Source organism: Hydrogenophaga sp. YM1, assembly GCF_016903055.1.
Lineage (GTDB): Bacteria > Pseudomonadota > Gammaproteobacteria > Burkholderiales > Burkholderiaceae_C > Hydrogenophaga > Hydrogenophaga borbori.
Genome location: NZ_CP070223.1, coordinates 3,375,024 through 3,392,791, shown reverse-complemented (window position 1 = coordinate 3,392,791; position 17,768 = coordinate 3,375,024). Strand labels below are relative to the sequence as shown.

20 protein-coding genes are annotated in these 17,768 nt (G+C 69.2%); 18 read left to right on the top strand and 2 right to left on the bottom strand.

Going from position 1 to position 17,768, the window contains the following annotated elements:
- Together JNX00_RS15975 and JNX00_RS15970 are read right to left on the bottom strand one after the other, a co-directional pair.
- Window positions 1-774 carry an SAM-dependent methyltransferase gene (locus JNX00_RS15975; RefSeq protein ID WP_204742861.1) on the bottom strand — a complete coding sequence of 258 codons (774 nt, stop codon included), beginning with the start codon at window positions 772-774 and terminating at the stop codon, window positions 1-3.
- Entirely contained in the window at window positions 771-1,370 is a 600-nt protein-coding gene (locus JNX00_RS15970) for a Maf family nucleotide pyrophosphatase (protein WP_204742860.1), read from the bottom strand. The genes JNX00_RS15975 and JNX00_RS15970 overlap by 4 nt, the downstream gene beginning before the upstream one ends.
- Window positions 1,371-1,404: 34 nt before the next feature.
- Between JNX00_RS15970 and JNX00_RS15965 the strand changes: the two genes are divergently transcribed.
- From JNX00_RS15965 to era, 18 genes are all read left to right on the top strand, one after another.
- Entirely contained in the window at window positions 1,405-1,971 is a 567-nt protein-coding gene (locus JNX00_RS15965) for a DUF177 domain-containing protein (protein ID WP_070397514.1), read from the top strand.
- Window positions 1,972-2,121: 150 nt separating this feature from the next.
- Window positions 2,122-2,304: a 50S ribosomal protein L32 gene (gene rpmF / locus JNX00_RS15960; protein ID WP_009518787.1), complete on the top strand. Its 183-nt coding sequence runs from the start codon at window positions 2,122-2,124 to the stop codon at window positions 2,302-2,304.
- Between the two features lie 128 nt (window positions 2,305-2,432).
- Window positions 2,433-3,494, top strand: coding sequence for a phosphate acyltransferase PlsX (gene plsX / locus JNX00_RS15955; RefSeq protein WP_070397515.1), 1,062 nt, complete (start codon window positions 2,433-2,435; stop codon window positions 3,492-3,494).
- Window positions 3,495-3,503: 9 nt separating this feature from the next.
- Entirely contained in the window at window positions 3,504-4,481 is a 978-nt protein-coding gene (locus JNX00_RS15950; RefSeq protein ID WP_070397516.1) for a beta-ketoacyl-ACP synthase III, read from the top strand.
- Window positions 4,482-4,530: 49 nt separating this feature from the next.
- Entirely contained in the window at window positions 4,531-5,481 is a 951-nt protein-coding gene (gene fabD, locus JNX00_RS15945) for an ACP S-malonyltransferase (protein WP_204742859.1), read from the top strand.
- Window positions 5,482-5,506: 25 nt separating this feature from the next.
- Complete coding sequence (gene fabG, locus JNX00_RS15940) at window positions 5,507-6,268, top strand: 3-oxoacyl-ACP reductase FabG (protein ID WP_070397518.1); 762 nt, start codon at window positions 5,507-5,509, stop codon at window positions 6,266-6,268.
- 75 nt (window positions 6,269-6,343) lie between these two features.
- Window positions 6,344-6,583 carry an acyl carrier protein gene (gene acpP, locus JNX00_RS15935; RefSeq protein ID WP_070397519.1) on the top strand — a complete coding sequence of 80 codons (240 nt, stop codon included), beginning with the start codon at window positions 6,344-6,346 and terminating at the stop codon, window positions 6,581-6,583.
- Window positions 6,584-6,590: 7 nt separating this feature from the next.
- The gene (gene fabF / locus JNX00_RS15930) at window positions 6,591-7,835 is read left to right on the top strand and encodes a beta-ketoacyl-ACP synthase II (RefSeq protein WP_070397520.1); all 1,245 of its coding nucleotides are present in this window, start codon (window positions 6,591-6,593) and stop codon (window positions 7,833-7,835) included.
- 4 nt (window positions 7,836-7,839) lie between these two features.
- Complete coding sequence (locus JNX00_RS15925) at window positions 7,840-8,289, top strand: hypothetical protein (protein WP_204742858.1); 450 nt, start codon at window positions 7,840-7,842, stop codon at window positions 8,287-8,289.
- A 54-nt stretch (window positions 8,290-8,343) separates the two neighbouring features.
- Window positions 8,344-8,985 carry an RNA polymerase sigma factor RpoE gene (gene rpoE / locus JNX00_RS15920; RefSeq protein ID WP_070397522.1) on the top strand — a complete coding sequence of 214 codons (642 nt, stop codon included), beginning with the start codon at window positions 8,344-8,346 and terminating at the stop codon, window positions 8,983-8,985.
- A 27-nt stretch (window positions 8,986-9,012) separates the two neighbouring features.
- Entirely contained in the window at window positions 9,013-9,675 is a 663-nt protein-coding gene (locus JNX00_RS15915; RefSeq protein WP_204742857.1) for a sigma-E factor negative regulatory protein, read from the top strand.
- An 11-nt stretch (window positions 9,676-9,686) separates the two neighbouring features.
- Window positions 9,687-10,763 carry a MucB/RseB C-terminal domain-containing protein gene (locus JNX00_RS15910; protein ID WP_239478162.1) on the top strand — a complete coding sequence of 359 codons (1,077 nt, stop codon included), beginning with the start codon at window positions 9,687-9,689 and terminating at the stop codon, window positions 10,761-10,763.
- A 35-nt stretch (window positions 10,764-10,798) separates the two neighbouring features.
- Window positions 10,799-12,286 (top strand): Do family serine endopeptidase, encoded by a 1,488-nt coding sequence (locus tag JNX00_RS15905; RefSeq protein ID WP_204742856.1) that lies wholly within the window; start codon window positions 10,799-10,801, stop codon window positions 12,284-12,286.
- A gap of 533 nt (window positions 12,287-12,819) precedes the next feature.
- Window positions 12,820-14,628 carry a translation elongation factor 4 gene (gene lepA, locus JNX00_RS15900; RefSeq protein WP_070397526.1) on the top strand — a complete coding sequence of 603 codons (1,809 nt, stop codon included), beginning with the start codon at window positions 12,820-12,822 and terminating at the stop codon, window positions 14,626-14,628.
- Window positions 14,629-14,639: 11 nt separating this feature from the next.
- Complete coding sequence (lepB, locus tag JNX00_RS15895; RefSeq protein WP_204745084.1) at window positions 14,640-15,605, top strand: signal peptidase I; 966 nt, start codon at window positions 14,640-14,642, stop codon at window positions 15,603-15,605.
- 23 nt (window positions 15,606-15,628) lie between these two features.
- Entirely contained in the window at window positions 15,629-15,976 is a 348-nt protein-coding gene (locus tag JNX00_RS15890) for a DUF4845 domain-containing protein (RefSeq protein ID WP_070397528.1), read from the top strand.
- A gap of 19 nt (window positions 15,977-15,995) precedes the next feature.
- Window positions 15,996-16,679, top strand: a complete 684-nt coding sequence (gene rnc, locus JNX00_RS15885) for a ribonuclease III (protein ID WP_070397529.1) — start codon at window positions 15,996-15,998, stop codon at window positions 16,677-16,679.
- Between the two features lie 11 nt (window positions 16,680-16,690).
- Complete coding sequence (era, locus tag JNX00_RS15880; RefSeq protein WP_204742855.1) at window positions 16,691-17,689, top strand: GTPase Era; 999 nt, start codon at window positions 16,691-16,693, stop codon at window positions 17,687-17,689.
- Window positions 17,690-17,768: the final 79 nt, after the last annotated feature.

Here is a 17,768-nt window from a genome sequence, read left to right as displayed (position 1 = left end):
TCAGGGCCCGAAGAGAAACACGGCGGGCAGGTCCAGCGGCAGGTCGGCCGCCAGCGTGGGCTCGCGCCGCCAATCCGCCACGCGCGCGCTGCGAATGGCTTGCGTGGGCAGCGCCAGCCCGCAGGCCACGGCCAGGCGCGTGCCCGGTTGCAGGGTATCGATCAGCGCGCGCAGCAGGGCCGCGTTGCGGTAGGGCGTCTCGATCAGGATCTGCGCCTGGCCGCTGCGCGTGGCCAGGGCGTCGAGTTCGCGCAGGCGCTTGGCGCGCGTGGGCGGGTCCTGCGCCACGTAGCCCACGAAGGCGAAGTGCTGGCCATTGAGCCCGCTGCCCGCGAGCGCGAGCATCAGCGACACCGGCCCCACCAGCGGGCACACCCGCAGGCCCAGGGCATGCGCCGCGCGCACCACGCCGCTGCCGGGGTCGGCGATGGCGGGCATGCCGGCCTCGCTGAGCAGGCCGATGCCATGGCCCTGCAGCGCGGGCGCGAGCCAGTCGCGCGCCGCCCGATCGTCCTGCGTGTGGTCGCCGCGCTTGTGCGTTTGCCGGGGCAACTCCAGGATCTGCTGCTCCTGCAGCGGCGCGGCCAGGCCCACGGCGGCGTCCACGCGCTTGAGGAAGGCGCGCGCGCTCTTGGCGTTCTCGGCGATCCAGTGCGTGAGCCGGCCGGCCACGGCCAGGGTCTCTCCCGGCAGCAGCGCCCCCAGCGGGTCCACGGCCTCGGACACGCCGAAGTCCAGTGGCGTGGGCACCAGGTAGAGCGCGCCCGGCGTCATGGCAGGCGCACGCCGGCGGCGCGCAGCATCTGGCAGGTGCGAATCAGCGGCAGCCCCACCAGGGCGGTGGGGTCGTCGCTGTCGATGCGCTCGAGCAGGGCGATGCCCAGGCCTTCGCTCTTGGCGCTGCCGGCGCAGTCGTAGGGCTGTTCGGCGAGCAGGTAGCGCTCGATCTCGCCGTCGTCCAGCTCGCGGAACGCCACGCGCACGGGAGCGATGTCCTGGCGCTCGAAGCCGCTGGCGCGGCAGACCACGGCCAGGGCGGTCTGGAAGACCACGGTCTGCCCGCGCATGCGGCGCAGCTGCAGCACGGCGCGTTCGTGGGTGCCGGGTTTGCCCAGCGGCTCGCCGGCCAGATCGGCCACCTGGTCGCTGCCGATGACCACGGCCTCGGGAAAGCGCTCGGCCACGGCGCGTGCCTTGGCCAGGGCCAGGCGTTGGGCGAGGGCGGCGGGGGCCTCGCCGGGCCGCGGCGTTTCATCGACCTCGGGCGCGGCCACCTCGAACGGCAGGCCCAGGCGCTGCAGCAGCTCGCGTCGGTAGCGGGACGTCGATCCCAGGACCACGGCCCGGGCGGGGGAGGGGGTGTTGCTCATGGGCGTATTGTCGGGGCCTGCCTAGAATCGCCCGATGGCCAGCAAGCCCCCCGCTTCCGTTTTCAATCCGCAGCGCCTGGACGCGCTGCGCTTCGCCCAGGCCGGCGCCCGGCTCGAAGGCGATCCGCCGCTCACCGGTTTCGCGCGCCTCGCCGGTGACCTGCACCCGCCCGTCGACCCGAGCGAGCGCGTGCGCTGGCAGGCCCGGGGTGAGATGCGCGACGGGCCGACCGGCGGTGCCCCGCAGGCCTGGCTGCATCTGGAGGCACGCGCCCTCGTGCCCCTGACCTGCCAGCGCTGCCTGGCGCCGGTGCAGACCCCGGTGGAGGTGGACCGCTGGTTCCGTTTCGTGGCCGACGAGGCCACGGCCGAGGCGCTGGACGACGACAGCGAAGAGGACCTGCTCGCCTTGGAGCCACGGCCCAGCCTGGTCGAGCTGGTCGAGGACGAACTGATCCTGTCCCTGCCGCTGGTGCCCCTGCACGAGCGCTGCCCGCAGCCCCTGTCGGCGGCCGACGGGCCCGCCGGTGGCGAAAAGGCGCCGGGCAGTGAGCGCCCGCACCCCTTCGCGGCGCTGGCCAAGCTCAAGGGCCGGCCGTGAGGGGAGGCCATCCGCATCCGGATAACTCGGGCTATAATGCTTGGCTTTGCGCCAGGGCGGGCCTGAAAGGCCGGGCAGCGTGCGGTTTCCACCCCGTGTCCCAGCCGATGACGCCCTCGAGTCCTCACCAACGCCTTCCAGGAGCCCAACATGGCTGTCCAGCAAAACAAGAAATCGCCCTCCAAGCGGGGCATGCACCGTTCGCACAACGCACTGACCACCCCGGGTACCGCCGTCGAGCCCACCACGGGCGAAGTGCATCTGCGCCACCACATCAGCCCCAACGGCTTCTACCGCGGCCGCCAGGTGCTCAAGAACAAATCCGAAGCCTGATCCACGGGCTGTCCGCCGGGCGTGCGCGCGCGCGTCCGCTGGCCACGGAGACACGGGCCCGCATGCCGCATGCGGGCCTTTTTCATTAGAACGACGAGGTCGCCGCGAGCGTCCCGCAGGATGTCGAGATGATCACCATCGCCGTGGATTGCATGGGGGGAGACGTCGGGCCGGCCGTGACCATGCCCGCGGCCGAGGCCTTTCTGGCCAGCCACCCCCAGGCGCGCCTGCTGCTGGTGGGGCGCGCCGAGGACCTGCGCGACTGGTCCCGTCTCACGGCGCATGAGCGCTGCACCGTGGTGCCGGCCAGCGAGGTCGTGGACATGAGCGACCCGATCGAGGTCGCGCTGCGCCGCAAAAAGGATTCGTCCATGCGCGTGGCGGTCCAGCAGGTCAAGGACGGCCATGCGCAGGCCGCGGTCTCGGCCGGCAACACCGGTGCGCTGATGGCGATCTCGCGCTACCTGCTCAAGACGCTGGACGGCATCGAGCGCCCCGCCATCGCCACCCAGATGCCCAATGCGCGTGGCGGCGCCACCACCGTGCTCGACCTTGGCGCCAATGTCGACTGCTCCGCCGAGCACCTGCTGCAGTTCGCGGTGATGGGCTCGGCCCTGGTGGCCGCCGTCACCGGGCGCGACGACCCCTCGGTGGGCCTGCTCAATGTCGGCGAGGAGGTCATCAAGGGCAGCGACGTGATCAAGCAGGCGGGCCAGCTGCTGCGCCACGCCGCCACGGCGGGCGACCTGAACTTCCACGGCAACGTGGAGGGCAACGACATCTTCAAGGGCACCACCGACATCGTGGTGTGCGACGGCTTCGTGGGCAACGTGGCGCTCAAGGCGAGCGAGGGCGTGGCCTCGATGATCGGGGGCTTCATCCGCGAGGAGTTCACGCGCGGCCTGTGGCGCAAGCTGGCGGCCGTGGTGGCCATGCCGGTGCTCAACGCCATCCGTCAGCGCGCCGACCACCGCGTCTACAACGGCGCGGCCCTGCTGGGCCTGCAGGGCCTGGTGTTCAAGAGCCACGGCTCGGCCGACGCCTTCGCCTTCGAGCAAGCGCTGGCCCGCGCGTATGATGCCGCCTCCCGCGGCTTGCTGGACAACGTGAGACAACGCATTGCGCGTGCGCAGCCGCTGCTGTCGCCCGAGACGACCATCAGCGAGCGTGGCGGCATTCCGACCATCTGATTCCTCCGCATGAGCGCTTATTCCCGCATCACCGGCACGGGCAGCCATCTGCCGCCGCGCCGCCTGACCAACGACGACATGGTGGCCATGCTGGCGCCCAAGGGCATTGAGACCAGCGACCAGTGGATCATCGAGCGCACCGGCATCCGCGCGCGGCACTTCGCCGACGACGGCGTGTTCGCCAGCGACATGGGCGTGCTGGCGGCGCAGGCCGCGCTGGAAGCGGCCGGCCGCACGGCCAAGGACATCGACCTCATCATCGTCGCCACGTCCACGCCGGACATGGTGTTTCCGTCCACCGCCGCCATCGTCCAGCACAAGCTGGGCATCGCGGGTTGCCCGGCTTTCGACCTGCAGGCCGTGTGCAGCGGCTTCGTCTATGCCCTCACCGTGGCCGACGCGATGATCCGCGCCGGCACGGCGCGCAAGGCCCTGGTCATTGGCACCGAAGTGTTCTCGCGCCTGCTCGACTTCAACGACCGCACCACCTGCGTGCTGTTCGGCGACGGCGCGGGCGCCGTGGTGCTCGAGGCCTCCGACACGCCCGGCATCCTGGCGAGTGACCTGCACGCCGACGGCAAGCACGTGGGCATCCTGTGCGTGCCGGGGCACGTGTCGGGCGGCCAGGTCACGGGCCAGCCGCTGCTCAAAATGGATGGCCAGGCGGTCTTCCGGCTCGCGGTCACGGTGCTGGAGCGCGCCGCGCGCACCGTGCTGCACAAGGCCGGCCGCGTGGACACCGACATCGACTGGCTGATTCCGCACCAGGCCAACATCCGCATCATGCAGGGCACGGCGAAGAAGCTGCACCTGCCGCTGGAAAAGCTCGTCGCCACCGTGGACGAACACGGCAACACCTCGGCGGCCTCCATTCCGCTCGCCCTCGATCACGCAGTGCGTGGCGGCCGCGTGCGCCCGGGGGACACCGTGCTGCTCGAAGGGGTGGGCGGTGGCTTCACCTGGGGTGCGGTGCTGCTCGATTTTTGAACGAACGGACGGCGCCGCCGCCGCGCGCCGTCGCAGACAGCTGAACAGAATGAAACCGTTTGCCTTTGTCTTTCCCGGCCAGGGTTCCCAGTCCGTGGGCATGCTCGACGCCTGGGGTGACCACCCCGCCGTCGTCGACACCCTGCGCGAGGCGTCGGATGCCCTGGGCGAGGACGTCGGCCGGCTCATCAAGGAAGGCCCCAAGGAGGCTTTGGGCCTGACGACCAACACCCAGCCTGTGATGCTGGTGGCTGGCGTCGCTGCCTGGCGCGCTTGGCGCGCCGAGGGCGGCGAGTTGCCCGCCGCCGTGGCCGGCCATTCGCTGGGCGAGTACAGCGCGCTGGTCGCCGCCGAGGTGCTCACGCTGGCGGACGCCGCGCCGCTGGTGCGCTTTCGCGCCGCGGCCATGCAGGAGGCGGTGCCCGTCGGCGTCGGGGCGATGGCCGCGATCCTGGGCATGGACGCCGAGCGCGTGAAGGCCGGCTGCGCCGAGGCGCAGGCCACGTTCGGCGCGGGCAGCGCCGAGGTGGTGGAGGCCGTGAACTTCAACGACCCGGCACAAACCGTGATCGCTGGCAGCAAAGCCGCCGTCGACAAGGCCTGCGAGGTGCTCAAGGCCAACGGCGCCAAGCGCGCGCTGCCGCTGCCGGTGTCGGCGCCGTTCCACTCCAGCCTCATGAAGCCGGCCGCCGAGCGCCTGCGCGAGAAGCTGGCCGGCGTGGCGCTGGCGGTGCCGCGTTTTCCGCTCATCAACAACATCGACGTGGCGGTCGAATCCGATGCCGACCGCATCCGCGACGCGCTGTACCGCCAGGCCTTCGGGCCGGTGCGCTGGGTCGAGTGCGTGCAGGCCATGCAGGCGCGCGGCATCGGTACCCTGATCGAATGCGGCCCTGGCAAGGTGCTGGCCGGCATGACCAAACGCATCGACGCCAGCATCCAGGGCGCCTCCCTGTACGACCCGGCCACGCTGGCCGAGGCCAAGGCGCTGCTGGCCTGAACCCGCCCATTCCAAAGAGGTCGATATGACGGATGTGAAATTCGCGGGCCAGGTGGCCCTGGTCACTGGCGCCTCGCGCGGCATCGGCGCGGCCATCGCGCACGAGCTCGCGCAACAGGGGCTGATCGTCATCGGCACCGCCACCAGCGGCGATGGCGCGGCCAAGATCGACGCCGCACTGAAGGCGGTGGGCGGGGCCGGCGCCGGCAGCCGCGGCGCGGTGCTCGACGTCAACGACGCCAAGGCCGCTGAAGCCCTCATCGACGAGATCGTCAAGGCGCACGGTGCGCTGCATGTCCTGGTCAACAACGCGGGCATCACGCGCGACATGCTGGCCATGCGCCTGAAGGACGAGGACTGGGACGCCGTGCTCGACACCAACCTCAAGGCCGTGTTCCGTCTCAGCCGCGCGGTCATCCGTCCCATGATGAAGCAGCGCTATGGCCGCATCATCAGCATCACCAGCGTCGTTGGTGCCTCGGGCAACCCGGGTCAGGCCAACTACGCCGCCGCCAAGGCCGGCCTGGCCGGCATGACGCGCGCGCTGGCGCGCGAGCTGGGCAGCCGCAACATCACCGTCAACTGCGTCGCGCCGGGCTTCATCGAGACCGACATGACCGCTTCGCTGCCCGAAGAGCAGCAGAAGGCCCTGCTGTCCCAGATTCCCCTGGGCCACCTCGGCAAACCCGCCGACATCGCGCACGCCGTGGCCTTCGTGGCCAGCCCGCGCGCGGCCTACATCACCGGCCAGGAACTGCACGTCAACGGCGGCATGTTCATGGCCTGATGTCCCTCGGGGTCCCGGCCCCGTCCCCCCGGCTAAAATGCCGCCCTGCATTCCAACCCACCCTTTGAGGGACCTATGAGCGATATCGAAGCACGCGTCAAGAAAATCATTGCCGAACAACTCGGCGTGGAAGAAGGTCAGGTCACCAGCGAAAAAGCCTTCGTGGCCGACTTGGGCGCCGACTCGCTGGACACGGTGGAACTCGTGATGGCCCTCGAAGACGAGTTTGGCATCGAGATCCCCGACGAAGAAGCCGAGAAGATCACCACGGTGCAGCACGCCATCGATTACGCGCTGAAGCACCAGAAAGCCTGATCGCCCCATGAGCCGTCGTCGCGTCGTCGTGACCGGCCTGGGTTGCATCAGCCCCGTGGGCAACACGGTGGCCGACTCCTGGGCCAATCTGTTGGCCGGGCGCTCCGGCATCTCCACGATCACCAAGTTCGACCCGTCGAACTTCGCGTGCCGCATCGCGGGAGAGGTCAAGGGGTTCGAGCTGGAGTCCTACATGAGCGCCAAGGAGGCGCGCACGATGGACACCTTCATCCATTACGGCATCGCAGCGGCCCACCAGGCCGTGATCGATTCCGGCCTGCCCACGGGCGAGGCATTGGGTGAGGAGGCCGCCACGCGGATCGGCTGCATCATCGGCTCGGGCATCGGTGGCTTGCCGCTGATCGAAGAAACCCACACCGAGCTGACCAACCGCGGGCCCCGCCGCATCTCGCCGTTCTTCGTGCCGGCCTCGATCATCAACATGATCTCGGGCCACGTGTCGATGCGCTTCGGCTTCAAGGGCCCCAACATCGCCATCGTGACGGCCTGCACCACAGGCCTGCACAGCATCGGCGAGGCGGCCCGCAAGATCGAGTACGGCGACGCCGACGTGATGGTGGCGGGCGGCTCGGAGGCTACGGTGTCGCCACTCGGCGTGGGCGGCTTTGCCGCGATGCGCGCCCTGTCGACCCGCAACGACGACCCCACCGCCGCCTCGCGACCCTGGGACAAGGACCGCGACGGCTTCGTGCTCGGCGAGGGCGCTGGCGTCATGGTGCTCGAAGAGTACGAACACGCCAAGGCGCGCGGCGCGAAGATCTACGCCGAGGTGGCGGGCTACGGCATGAGCGCCGACGCCGGCCACATGACCGCACCCAACATGGACGGCCCGCGCCGCGCCATGCTGAACGCCCTGCGCAACGCCGGCGTGAACGCCGACGAGGTCGACTACCTCAACGCGCACGGCACTTCCACGCCGCTGGGCGACATCAACGAGTCGAACGCCATCAAGGCCGCGCTGGGCGACCACGCCAAGCGCATGGTCGTGAGCTCCACCAAGTCCATGACCGGTCACCTGCTCGGTGGCGCCGGCGGCATCGAGAGCGTCTTCACGGTGATGGCCATCCACCAGCAGCAGATCCCGCCGACGATCAACATCGTCAACCAGGATCCCGAGTGCGATCTCGACTACTGCGCCAACACGGCGCGCGACCGCCAGGTGAACGTGGCGCTGAAGAACAACTTCGGCTTCGGCGGCACCAACGGCACCCTGGTGTTCAAGCGGGTCTGATCGTTTGACCACCCGGCCCGGCGCCCCATCGGTTGCCTATCCGGTGGGGCGTTGCCGTTTCTGGGGGCTGTCGCTGGCGGTCCTGGCGCTGGCCGTGGCCCTCTTGGCGGCCTGGATGGCGGCGTCCCTGGCGCTGAGTACCTGGCTGGCGCTGGCCGTGGCGGGCCTGGCCTGGATGGGCTGGGCCGCGCGCGTCGAGCGCCGCCCGGTCGTGGGCGTGCTGCGTTTCAGCGGTGCGCCGGGGCAGGGTGCGGCCTGGCGCTGGTCGCCGGACGGCTGCAGCGACGGCCTCGCGCTCGATGCGGTGCGGGTGGCGCTGGACCTGCAAAGCCGCGTCCTCTTGCAACTGAGGGGCGTCGCCGGCGTGCCGGCCTGGGTGTGGGTGGAGCGCGACCGGGCGCCCGCCGACTGGCTGGCGCTGCGCCGCGCCCTGGTGTCCGATCGGCCGGTTTGACGCCCCGTCCGCGCCCCTGGAGGCGGTGGGGGCATGGGGTATAGTCCCGCGCGCATGACAACGGAAGACCACACCGCTCCGCCGCCGCCCGACAGCGACGTCATGCTGGTGCAGCGCACCCTGGCCGGCGAGCGCCGCGCCTACGATCTGCTGGTCCTGAAGTACCAACGGCGCGTCGAGCGCCTCATCGGACGCATGGTGCGCGACAGCGACCTGGTCCAGGACATCGCCCAGGAAACCTTCATCCGCGCCTACCGCGCGCTGGCCCAGTTCCGGGGCGATGCCCAGTTCTACACCTGGCTGTACCGCATCGCCGTCAATACGGCGAAGAAGCAGCTGATGGAACTGAAACGCGATCCGCTGGTCTTCCAATCGCAGCTCAAGGGGGGGGAGGACGATGAAACTTCCGCTCCGGAGCGCGAACTAAACGCCAACGTAGCCGACACCGAGACGCCCGAGGCGGTGCTGGCCAGCAAGGAAATCGCCAACGCGGTCAACGCCGCGATGGAAGCCTTGCCCGAGGAACTGCGCATGGCCATCACCCTGCGCGAAATCGAGGGCCTGAGTTACGAAGAGATCGCCCAAGCACTCGAATGCCCCATTGGCACCGTGCGTTCCCGCATCTTCCGGGCGCGCGAAGCCATTTCGGCCCGCATCAAGCCCTTGCTCGACCGGCAGTCGGGCAAGCGCTGGTAAGAGGCCTGCCACGCTGAGGTCGCCGCCATGAACCAGCCCACTTCCTTCGATTCGGCCCACCCGGGCGCCGACCAGGTGTCGGCCCTGTGCGATGGCTACCTGGACGAGCGCGAAAGCGACGCCCTGTTCGCGCGCTGTCGCCTGGGCGACGAGGCCCTGGCGCAGTGGCGCGGCTACCAGCTCATCGGCGAGGTGCTGCGAGGCGATGGCGCGGCCCTGCCGGCCCGATCCCCCATGGATTTCCTGGCCGAGCTGAACCGGCGGCTCGACGCCGAGCACCAGCCCGCCGCGGACGCCGGGTCCCGGCCCGTGCGCGCGGTGCGTGGCGCGGCGGCGAACGACGCCTTGTTCCGCTGGAAGATGGTGTCGGGCCTGGCCAGCGTGGTGGCGGTCGCCGCCGTCGGCTGGACCGTGCTGGCCTCCGCGCCCGGTGGCCCGCAGGCGCCGGTGCTGGCCCAGGAGCGGGTGGCGCTGCCGCCCGCCACCCTGGCTTCGGCGCCGCCGCCGGCCGCGTCGGCCGGGGTCCCGTCCACGCGGCCGGTGGTGGTGTCCACCTCGCAGGGCCAGCTGATCCGCGACCCGGCGCTGGAGCGCCTGCTGTCCGAGCACCGCCAGCACGGCGGCATGTCGGCCTTCCAGACCTCGACCGGCTTCATCCGCAACGCCACCTACGACGCCGACGCCCGCTGATGGCCGCGCCCATGACGACCGCCGTTTTTCCCCCTGCCGTTCTGCCCTGCGCCCGTCGGCTTGGCGCGCCGCGGCTGCGCCGCTTCGGGGCCGCCCTGATCGTCTGGGCCTGTGCCGGTGGCTGGAGCGCGCCGGTGCTGGCCCAGGGGACCAGCGTGTCGCCGGGCGCGGGTTCCGCACGCAGCGTCACCGAATGGCTCTCGCGCATGCACCAGGCCTCGCTCCAGCGCTCGTACACCGGCACGCTGGTCGTCAGCTCCGGCAGCGCGATGTCGGCCTCCAAGATCTGGCATGTGTGCGACGGCACGCAGCAGATGGAGCGTGTGGAGACGCTCACCGGCGCGCCGCGCACCACCATCCGCCGCAACAGCGAGGTCATCACCTTCGAGCCGGAAACGCGCACCGCCATGGTCGAGAAGCGCGAATCGCTCGGCGTCTTTCCCGACATGCTGCGCACGCCGGCCAGCGCCATCGCGCAGTTCTACGGTGCCCGCGAAGTGGGGTACCAGCGCGTGGCGGGCCACATGGCCGACATGGTGGAGATCGTGCCTCGAGATGAGTGGCGCTTCGGCTACCGGATCTGGTCCGAGAAAAAGAGCGGCCTGATCGTGAAGCTGCAGACGCTGGGCGCCCAGGGCCAGGTGCTGGAGCAGGTGGCGTTCTCCGAGCTGCAGCTCGACGCCCCCGTGAGCATGGACAAGCTCGCGCGCCTCATGAAGGACACGCGCGGCTACGAGGTGATCAAGCCCGCGCTGCGCAAGACCACGCCGCAGGCCGAGGGCTGGCAGTTGAAGGAGTCCATCCCGGGCTTCACCGCCATGAGCTGCCACACGCGCGAAGTGCCCGGCGGCCCCCTGCCGGCGGGCCAGGCCCCCATGCAGTGGGTGTTCTCCGATGGGTTGGCGTCCGTGTCGCTGTTCGTCGAGCCCTTCGACCCGCAGCGCCACGGCAACGAGGAGCAGCAGGTGGCCATGGGGGCCACCCACTCCGTCAGCCGCCGTGTCGGCGACCATTGGGTGACCGCCCTGGGCGAGGTGCCTCCCGCCACCCTGAAACGTTTCGCCGACGCCTTGGAGCGCATCCGCTGAGACCGCCCTTGATCGACCACCGAAGAAAGCCGCCGATGTCCGCAGCCCTACTCCGTCCTTCCCTGCAAGCCCTGGCCCTGGCCGCCGCCTTCGGTGCGGCCGGATCCCTGGCCTTGTTCACGCCCACCCCCTCGCTCGCCCAGGCGGCCGCGACCAATGCGCGCGGCCTGCCGGATTTCACCGACCTCGTCGACCTGGTCGGCCCGTCGGTGGTCAACATCCGCACGCTCGAGCGCGCCGCGGCGCGCGGCAATGCCGAGGGCGGCCCCGACGAGGAGATGCTGGAGTTCTTCCGCCGCTTCGGCATCCCCATCCCGCCGGGCGTGACGCCGCGCGGCCCGCGGCAGGGCCCGCCGTCCGACGAGGCGCGTCCGCGCGGTGTGGGTTCGGGCTTCGTGCTCAGCGCCGACGGCTTCATCATGACCAACGCCCATGTCGTGGACGGCGCCGATGAGCTGATCGTCACGCTGGCGGACAAGCGCGAATTCAAGGCGCGCATCGTCGGTGCCGATGCGCGCACCGACGTGGCGGTGGTGAAGATCGAGGCCACCGGTCTGGTGCCGGTGAAAGTGGGCGACATCAACCGCCTGCGCGTGGGCGAATGGGTGATGGCGATCGGCTCGCCCTTTGGCCTGGAGAACACCGTCACGGCCGGCATCGTGAGCGCCAAGCAGCGCGACACGGGCGACTACCTGCCCTTCATCCAGACCGACGTGGCCATCAACCCGGGCAACTCGGGCGGGCCGCTGATCAACATGCGCGGCGAGGTCGTGGGCATCAACAGCCAGATCTACTCGCGCTCGGGCGGCTTCCAGGGCATTTCCTTCGCCATTCCCATCGACGAGGCCGTGCGCGTGTCCAACGAGCTGCGCGCCAGCGGGCGCGTCACGCGCGGGCGCATCGGCGTGCGCATCGACCAGGTGGGCAAGGAGGTGGCCGAGTCGCTGGGCATGGCGCAGCCCAAGGGCGCGCTGGTGCGTGGCGTTGAGCCCGATTCGCCGGCCGCGAAGGCGGGCGTCGAGCCGGGCGACATCATCCTCAAGTTCGATGGCAAGGAGATCGACAAGTCAGTTGACCTGCCGCGCCTGGTGGGCAACACCAAGCCGGGCACGCGCAGCACCATGACGGTGTTGCGCCGGGGCAGTCAGCGCGAGCTGAACGTGGTCATCGCCGAACTGGAGCCCGAGCGCCCCGAGGCGCGTGCCGCCTCCCCCGAGCCCAAGCCGGTGCCGAGCAACAACGCGACGCAGTCACTGGGCCTGACGCTGGCGGAACTCGGCGCGGACGACGCCAAGGCGCTCAAGGTCAAGGGCGGCGTTCGCGTGATCGGCGTCGCCGGGCCCGCCACCCGGGCCGGCCTGCGCGAAGGCGACGTGATCGTGGCGGTGGCCAACACCGAGGTGTCCTCGGTCAAGGACGTGGAGGCGGTGCTCGCCAAGCTGGACAAGTCCAAGCCGGTGAATCTGCTGCTGCGCCGGGGGGAATGGGCCCAGTACGCGGTGGTGCGGCCGCAGGCCCGGTGACGGGCCCGGGTGTGGAACGCCTTTCGGGTGGCTTGGGCCAATAACCCCCGCCCGTCCCCGGGCATCGGCGCCGTCCGTCGCCGGGTGTTTCGGGGACGCGACGCCCTTCAAAGCCCGTCCACGGGCTCGGCCAATAGAAAAGTTAGTGAGCACCAACGGAAATTCGGCCAGTCTTGACCGGATTCGATAAAATCCCGCGCGTTGTTGACGGATTGAAGCCGGCGCGCGAGCACCCAATTCACGATGCGGGAGCCCAGTCGCTTCCGGTGGTCCTTGATCCACAGCCGTTGCACAGCTTGTACCCAGAGCTTGTGGATAAGCTGTAAACAACTGCCCTGTTGCGGCCCGGCGACAGGGTCGGGAAGCTTGGTGGCGGCTGTCTGCGGGGGGCTTTTTGCCTACAATGAAACCCCAACTATCGCAGTTGCCATTGATTGTTGGTTACGGGCGCGTCAGCAGCTGACGCGCCCTTTTTTATGGTCGCGCGCCCTGGCCCGGCGCGCGATGAACATGGTCCCTGGCCCGGCCTTCCGATGAACCACATCCGCAATTTCTCGATCATCGCGCACATCGATCACGGCAAATCGACGCTCGCGGATCGCATCATCTCCCGCTGCGGCGGCCTCTCCGATCGTGAGATGAGCGAGCAGGTGCTCGACTCCATGGACATCGAGAAGGAGCGCGGCATCACCATCAAGGCGCAGACGGCCGCTCTGCAGTACAAGGCGCGCGACGGCCGCGTCTATAACCTGAACCTGATCGACACCCCAGGCCACGTGGACTTCTCGTATGAGGTCTCGCGCTCCCTGTCGGCCTGCGAGGGCGCCTTGCTGGTGGTGGACGCCAGCCAGGGCGTGGAGGCCCAGACGGTGGCCAACTGCTACACCGCGCTCGACCTCGGCGTGGAGGTGCTGCCGGTCCTGAACAAGATGGACCTGCCGAACGCCGACCCCGAGAACGCCAAGAGCGAAATCGAGGACGTGATCGGCATCGACGCGAGCGACGCCATCCCGTGTTCGGCCAAGACGGGCATGGGGGTCGAGGACATCCTGGAGGCCGTGGTGGCCAAGGTGCCGGCGCCGCGCGGCAACCCGGACGCCCCTCTGCGCGCCATGATCATCGACAGCTGGTACGACGCCTACGTGGGCGTGGTGATGCTGGTCCGGGTGGTGGATGGTCGCCTGCTCAAGGGCGAGCGCTTCAAGCTCATGGCCACCAACGCGGCCTACAACGCCGACAACCTGGGCGTGTTCACGCCGGCCACCCAGCCCCGCGACTCGCTGGAAGCGGGGGAGGTGGGCTACATCATCGCCGGCATCAAGGAGCTCGCGGCCGCCAAGGTGGGCGACACCGTGACGCTGGAAAAGAAGCTGCCCAACAACGCCGGCCCGGCGGAGCGACCGCTGCCCGGCTTCAAGGAGGTGCAGCCGCAGGTGTTCGCCGGCCTGTACCCCACCGAGGCCAACCAGTACGACGCCCTGCGCGACGCCCTGGAGAAGCTCAAGCTCAACGACGCCTCGCTGCACTACGAGCCCGAGGTGTCGCAGGCCCTGGGTTTCGGCTTCCGCTGCGGCTTCCTGGGCCTGCTGCACATGGAGATCGTGCAGGAGCGCCTGGAGCGCGAGTTCGACCAGGATCTCATCACCACCGCGCCCAGCGTGGTCTACCAGGTGGTCAAGGGCGACGGCGAGGTGCTGATGGTGGAGAACCCCTCCAAGATGCCCGACCCCGGCCGCATCGAAGAGATCCGCGAGCCCATCGTCACCGTGCACCTGTACATGCCGCAGGAGTACGTGGGTCCGGTCATGACCCTGGCCAATCAGAAGCGCGGCGTGCAGATCAACATGGCCTACCACGGCAAGCAGGTCATGCTGACCTACGAACTGCCGCTGGGCGAGATCGTGCTGGACTTCTTCGACAAACTCAAATCCGTCAGCCGCGGCTACGCCAGCATGGACTATGAGTTCAAGGAGTACCGCCGCTCCGACGTGGTCAAGGTCGACATCCTGCTCAACGGCGAGAAGGTCGATGCCCTGTCGATCATCGTGCACCGCAGCCAGGCGCAGTACCGTGGCCGCGCGGTGGCAGCCAAGATGCGCGAGATCATCAGCCGACAGATGTTCGACGTGGCGATCCAGGCGGCCATCGGGGGCAACGTCATCGCGCGCGAAACCATCAAGGCGCTGCGCAAGAACGTGCTGGCAAAATGCTACGGTGGTGACATCACCCGCAAACGCAAACTGCTCGAAAAACAGAAAGCTGGCAAAAAACGCATGAAACAGATCGGCTCCGTCGAAGTGCCCCAGGAAGCGTTCCTGGCCATCCTGCAGGTGCAAGACTGATGAAGTCCACGATGGGTGCGGTCACGGGGATCATCCTCGCGGCGTTCGGGCTCTATGCCGTGGCCTGGTACATGGGCGCGGTCGAGGGCAATTTCTCCCTGCTGCTGCTGCTGGCGACGCTCGTCACCGGCGTCTACTGGGTGATCGACAAGCTGGTCTTCCTGCCGCAGCGCCGCCGCGCGGCCGACCAGCTCGTGGTGGAGCACCACCAGCGCAAGGAGGCCCTGGCCAAGCAGGGCTTCAGCCAGATCGAGGGCGACATCGAACCGGCGCGGCAGCGGGCGCTGGCCCAGCCCTGGTGGCTGGATTGGACGGCGGGCCTGTTCCCGGTGATCCTGGCCGTCTTCGTGCTGCGCTCCTTCCTGTTCGAGCCCTTCAAGATTCCCTCGGGCTCCATGATCCCCACCCTGCGCGTGGGCGACCTGATCCTGGTGAACAAGTACCACTACGGCATCCGCCTGCCCGTGGTCAACACCAAGGTCTGGGACAACCAGGCGCCGCAGCGCGGCGACGTGGTCGTCTTCCGCTACCCGCCCAAGCCCAGCCTGGACTACATCAAGCGCGTGATCGGCCTGCCCGGCGACGAGGTGGCCTACCTGAACAAGCAGCTCACGGTGAACGGCCAGCCCGTGCCGCGGGTGGCGCAGCCCGACTTCTTCGACAAGGACTCGATGCGCTACGCCAAGCAATGGCAGGAAAGCCTGGGCGGCAAGCGGTACAACACCCTCAACGAGGACAACCGCCCGGCCTTCGTCGACGGTGCCACCCAGTTCCCCTTCGCCGAGAACTGCCGCTACAGCGTGGAGGGCGCGGTCTGCAAGGTGCCGGCCGGGCATTACTTCATGATGGGCGACAATCGCGACAATTCGCTCGACTCGCGGTATTGGGGCTTTGTGCCCGAAGCGAATATCGTGGGCAAGGCCTTCCTGGTCTGGATGAATTTCGGCGACCTCGGTCGCATCGGACGATTCGAGTAAGAGCGAACCCTGAGGAGGAGCGCATGAAGCTGAAGCGGCAACAACGGGGCCTGACCTTCGTCGGCCTGATCATCGTCGGCACCCTGCTGGCGCTCGCGGGCATCGTGGCGGCCCAGGTGTTCCCCACCTACCTCGAGTACATGGCCGTGCAGAAGGCGGTGCAGAAGGCCTCGGCGGGCAGCACGGTGGCCGAGGTGCGCGACATCTTCGACAAGGCGGCCACGATCGACGACATCCGCACCATCTCGGGCAAGGACCTCACCGTGGGCAAGCAGGGCGACCGCGTGGTGGTGTCCTACGACTACGTCCGCGAAATCCACCTGGCCGGGCCGGCCTGGCTGGTGATGAAGTACAAGGGCAGCTCGCAATGAGCGCGGCCCGGTTGATGGTTTGAGCCCCGATCTCACCGCGCTGCAGGGCCGGCTGCAGCACCGCTTCGCCAACCCACGCCTGCTGGAGCGGGCGCTGACCCACCGCAGCTTCGGCGCCGACCACAACGAGCGCCTGGAATTCCTCGGCGACTCCGTGCTCAACCTGGCCATTTCCGGCTTGCTGTTCGAGAAGCTGGACGCCCTGCCCGAGGGCGATCTGTCCCGCATCCGCGCCAACCTGGTCAAGCAGGACACCTTGTTCGGGCTCGCCCAGGCGCTGGGCCTGTCGTCCGGCCTGCGGCTGGGCGACGGCGAGAAGCGCTCGGGCGGGCACAAGCGCCCCTCCATCCTGGCCGACGCCCTGGAGGCCGTGATTGGCGCCGTCTACCTCGACGCCGGTTTCGAGACCGCCTCGGCCCTGGTGCGGCGGCTGTATAGCGGCGTGGAGCTGAGCCACACCATGACGGCCCTGGGCAAGGACCCAAAAACCGAATTGCAGGAGTGGCTGCAGGGCCGCAAAATGAAGCTGCCCGTCTACCGCGTGGTGGCCACGCTGGGCGAAGCCCACAAGCAGACCTTCGACGTGGAGTGCACCGTGCAGGAGTCCGGCCACAGCGAGCGTGGCATTGGCGCCTCGCGGCGCGCGGGCGAGCAGGCCGCCGCCGCGGCCATGCTGCAGCACCTGATGGCCAGCGCGCGCTGACGAACCGATCCATGAGCCAGAAGACACCCGCCCCCCCGCCCGCCGACAACCTCGAGGCCATGCTGGCGCGCGCCCTGGGCAAGCCCGGCGCGGCCGAGGCCCCTGAGCCGAGACCCGAGGTGGCCGAGGCCGACCAGCGCTGCGGCTACGTCGCCATCGTGGGCAAGCCCAACGTGGGCAAGTCCACCCTGCTCAACGCGCTGGTGGGACAGAAAGTCAGCATCACCTCGCGCAAGGCCCAGACCACGCGGCACCGCATCACCGGCATCCGCACCGAAGGCGCGTCTCAGTACATCTTCGTCGACACCCCGGGTTTCCAGACCCGCCATGGCAACGCGCTCAACCGCTCGCTCAACAAGACCGTGCTGGGTGCCGTGGCCGACGTCGACCTGATCCTCTTCGTGGTGGAGGCCGGTCGATTCAACCTGGCCGACGCCAAGGTGCTGTCGCTGCTGCCGCCGGACGTGCCGGTGATCCTGCTGGCCAACAAGCTGGACGAGGTGCACCGCCGCGGCGACCTGGCGCCCTGGCTGCGCTCCATGCAGGAGCGCCACGCCTTCGCCGAGTTCGTGCCCATGTCGGCCAAGGCCGCCAAGGACATCCAGCGCCTGTTCACCATCTGCGAGAAGTACCTCCCACAGCAGCCCTGGATCCACGACGCCGAGGACCTGACCGACCGCAGCGAGCGCTTCATGGCCGCCGAGATGGTGCGTGAGAAGCTGTTCCGCCTCACCGGCGACGAGTTGCCGTACACCTCCACGGTGATCATCGACCGCTTCGAGGAAGAGGGACAGCTGCGCCGCATCGCGGCCACCATCGTGGTCGAGCGCGAAGGGCACAAGGGCATGGTGATCGGCGACAAGGGCGAGAAGCTCAAGCGCATCGGCACCGAGGCCCGCATGGAACTGGAAAAGCTCTGGGGCGGCAAGGTGTTCCTGGAACTGTGGGTCAAGGTTCGCTCCGGCTGGGCCGACGACGAGGCCCGCGTGCGCTCCTTCGGATATGAATGAGGCCTCCGCGCTCCACCGCTGCGCGCGTCGCTGCCCCCCGCGGGGGCTGGCCTGCCGTGGGGCGGCCCGGCGGCAGGCC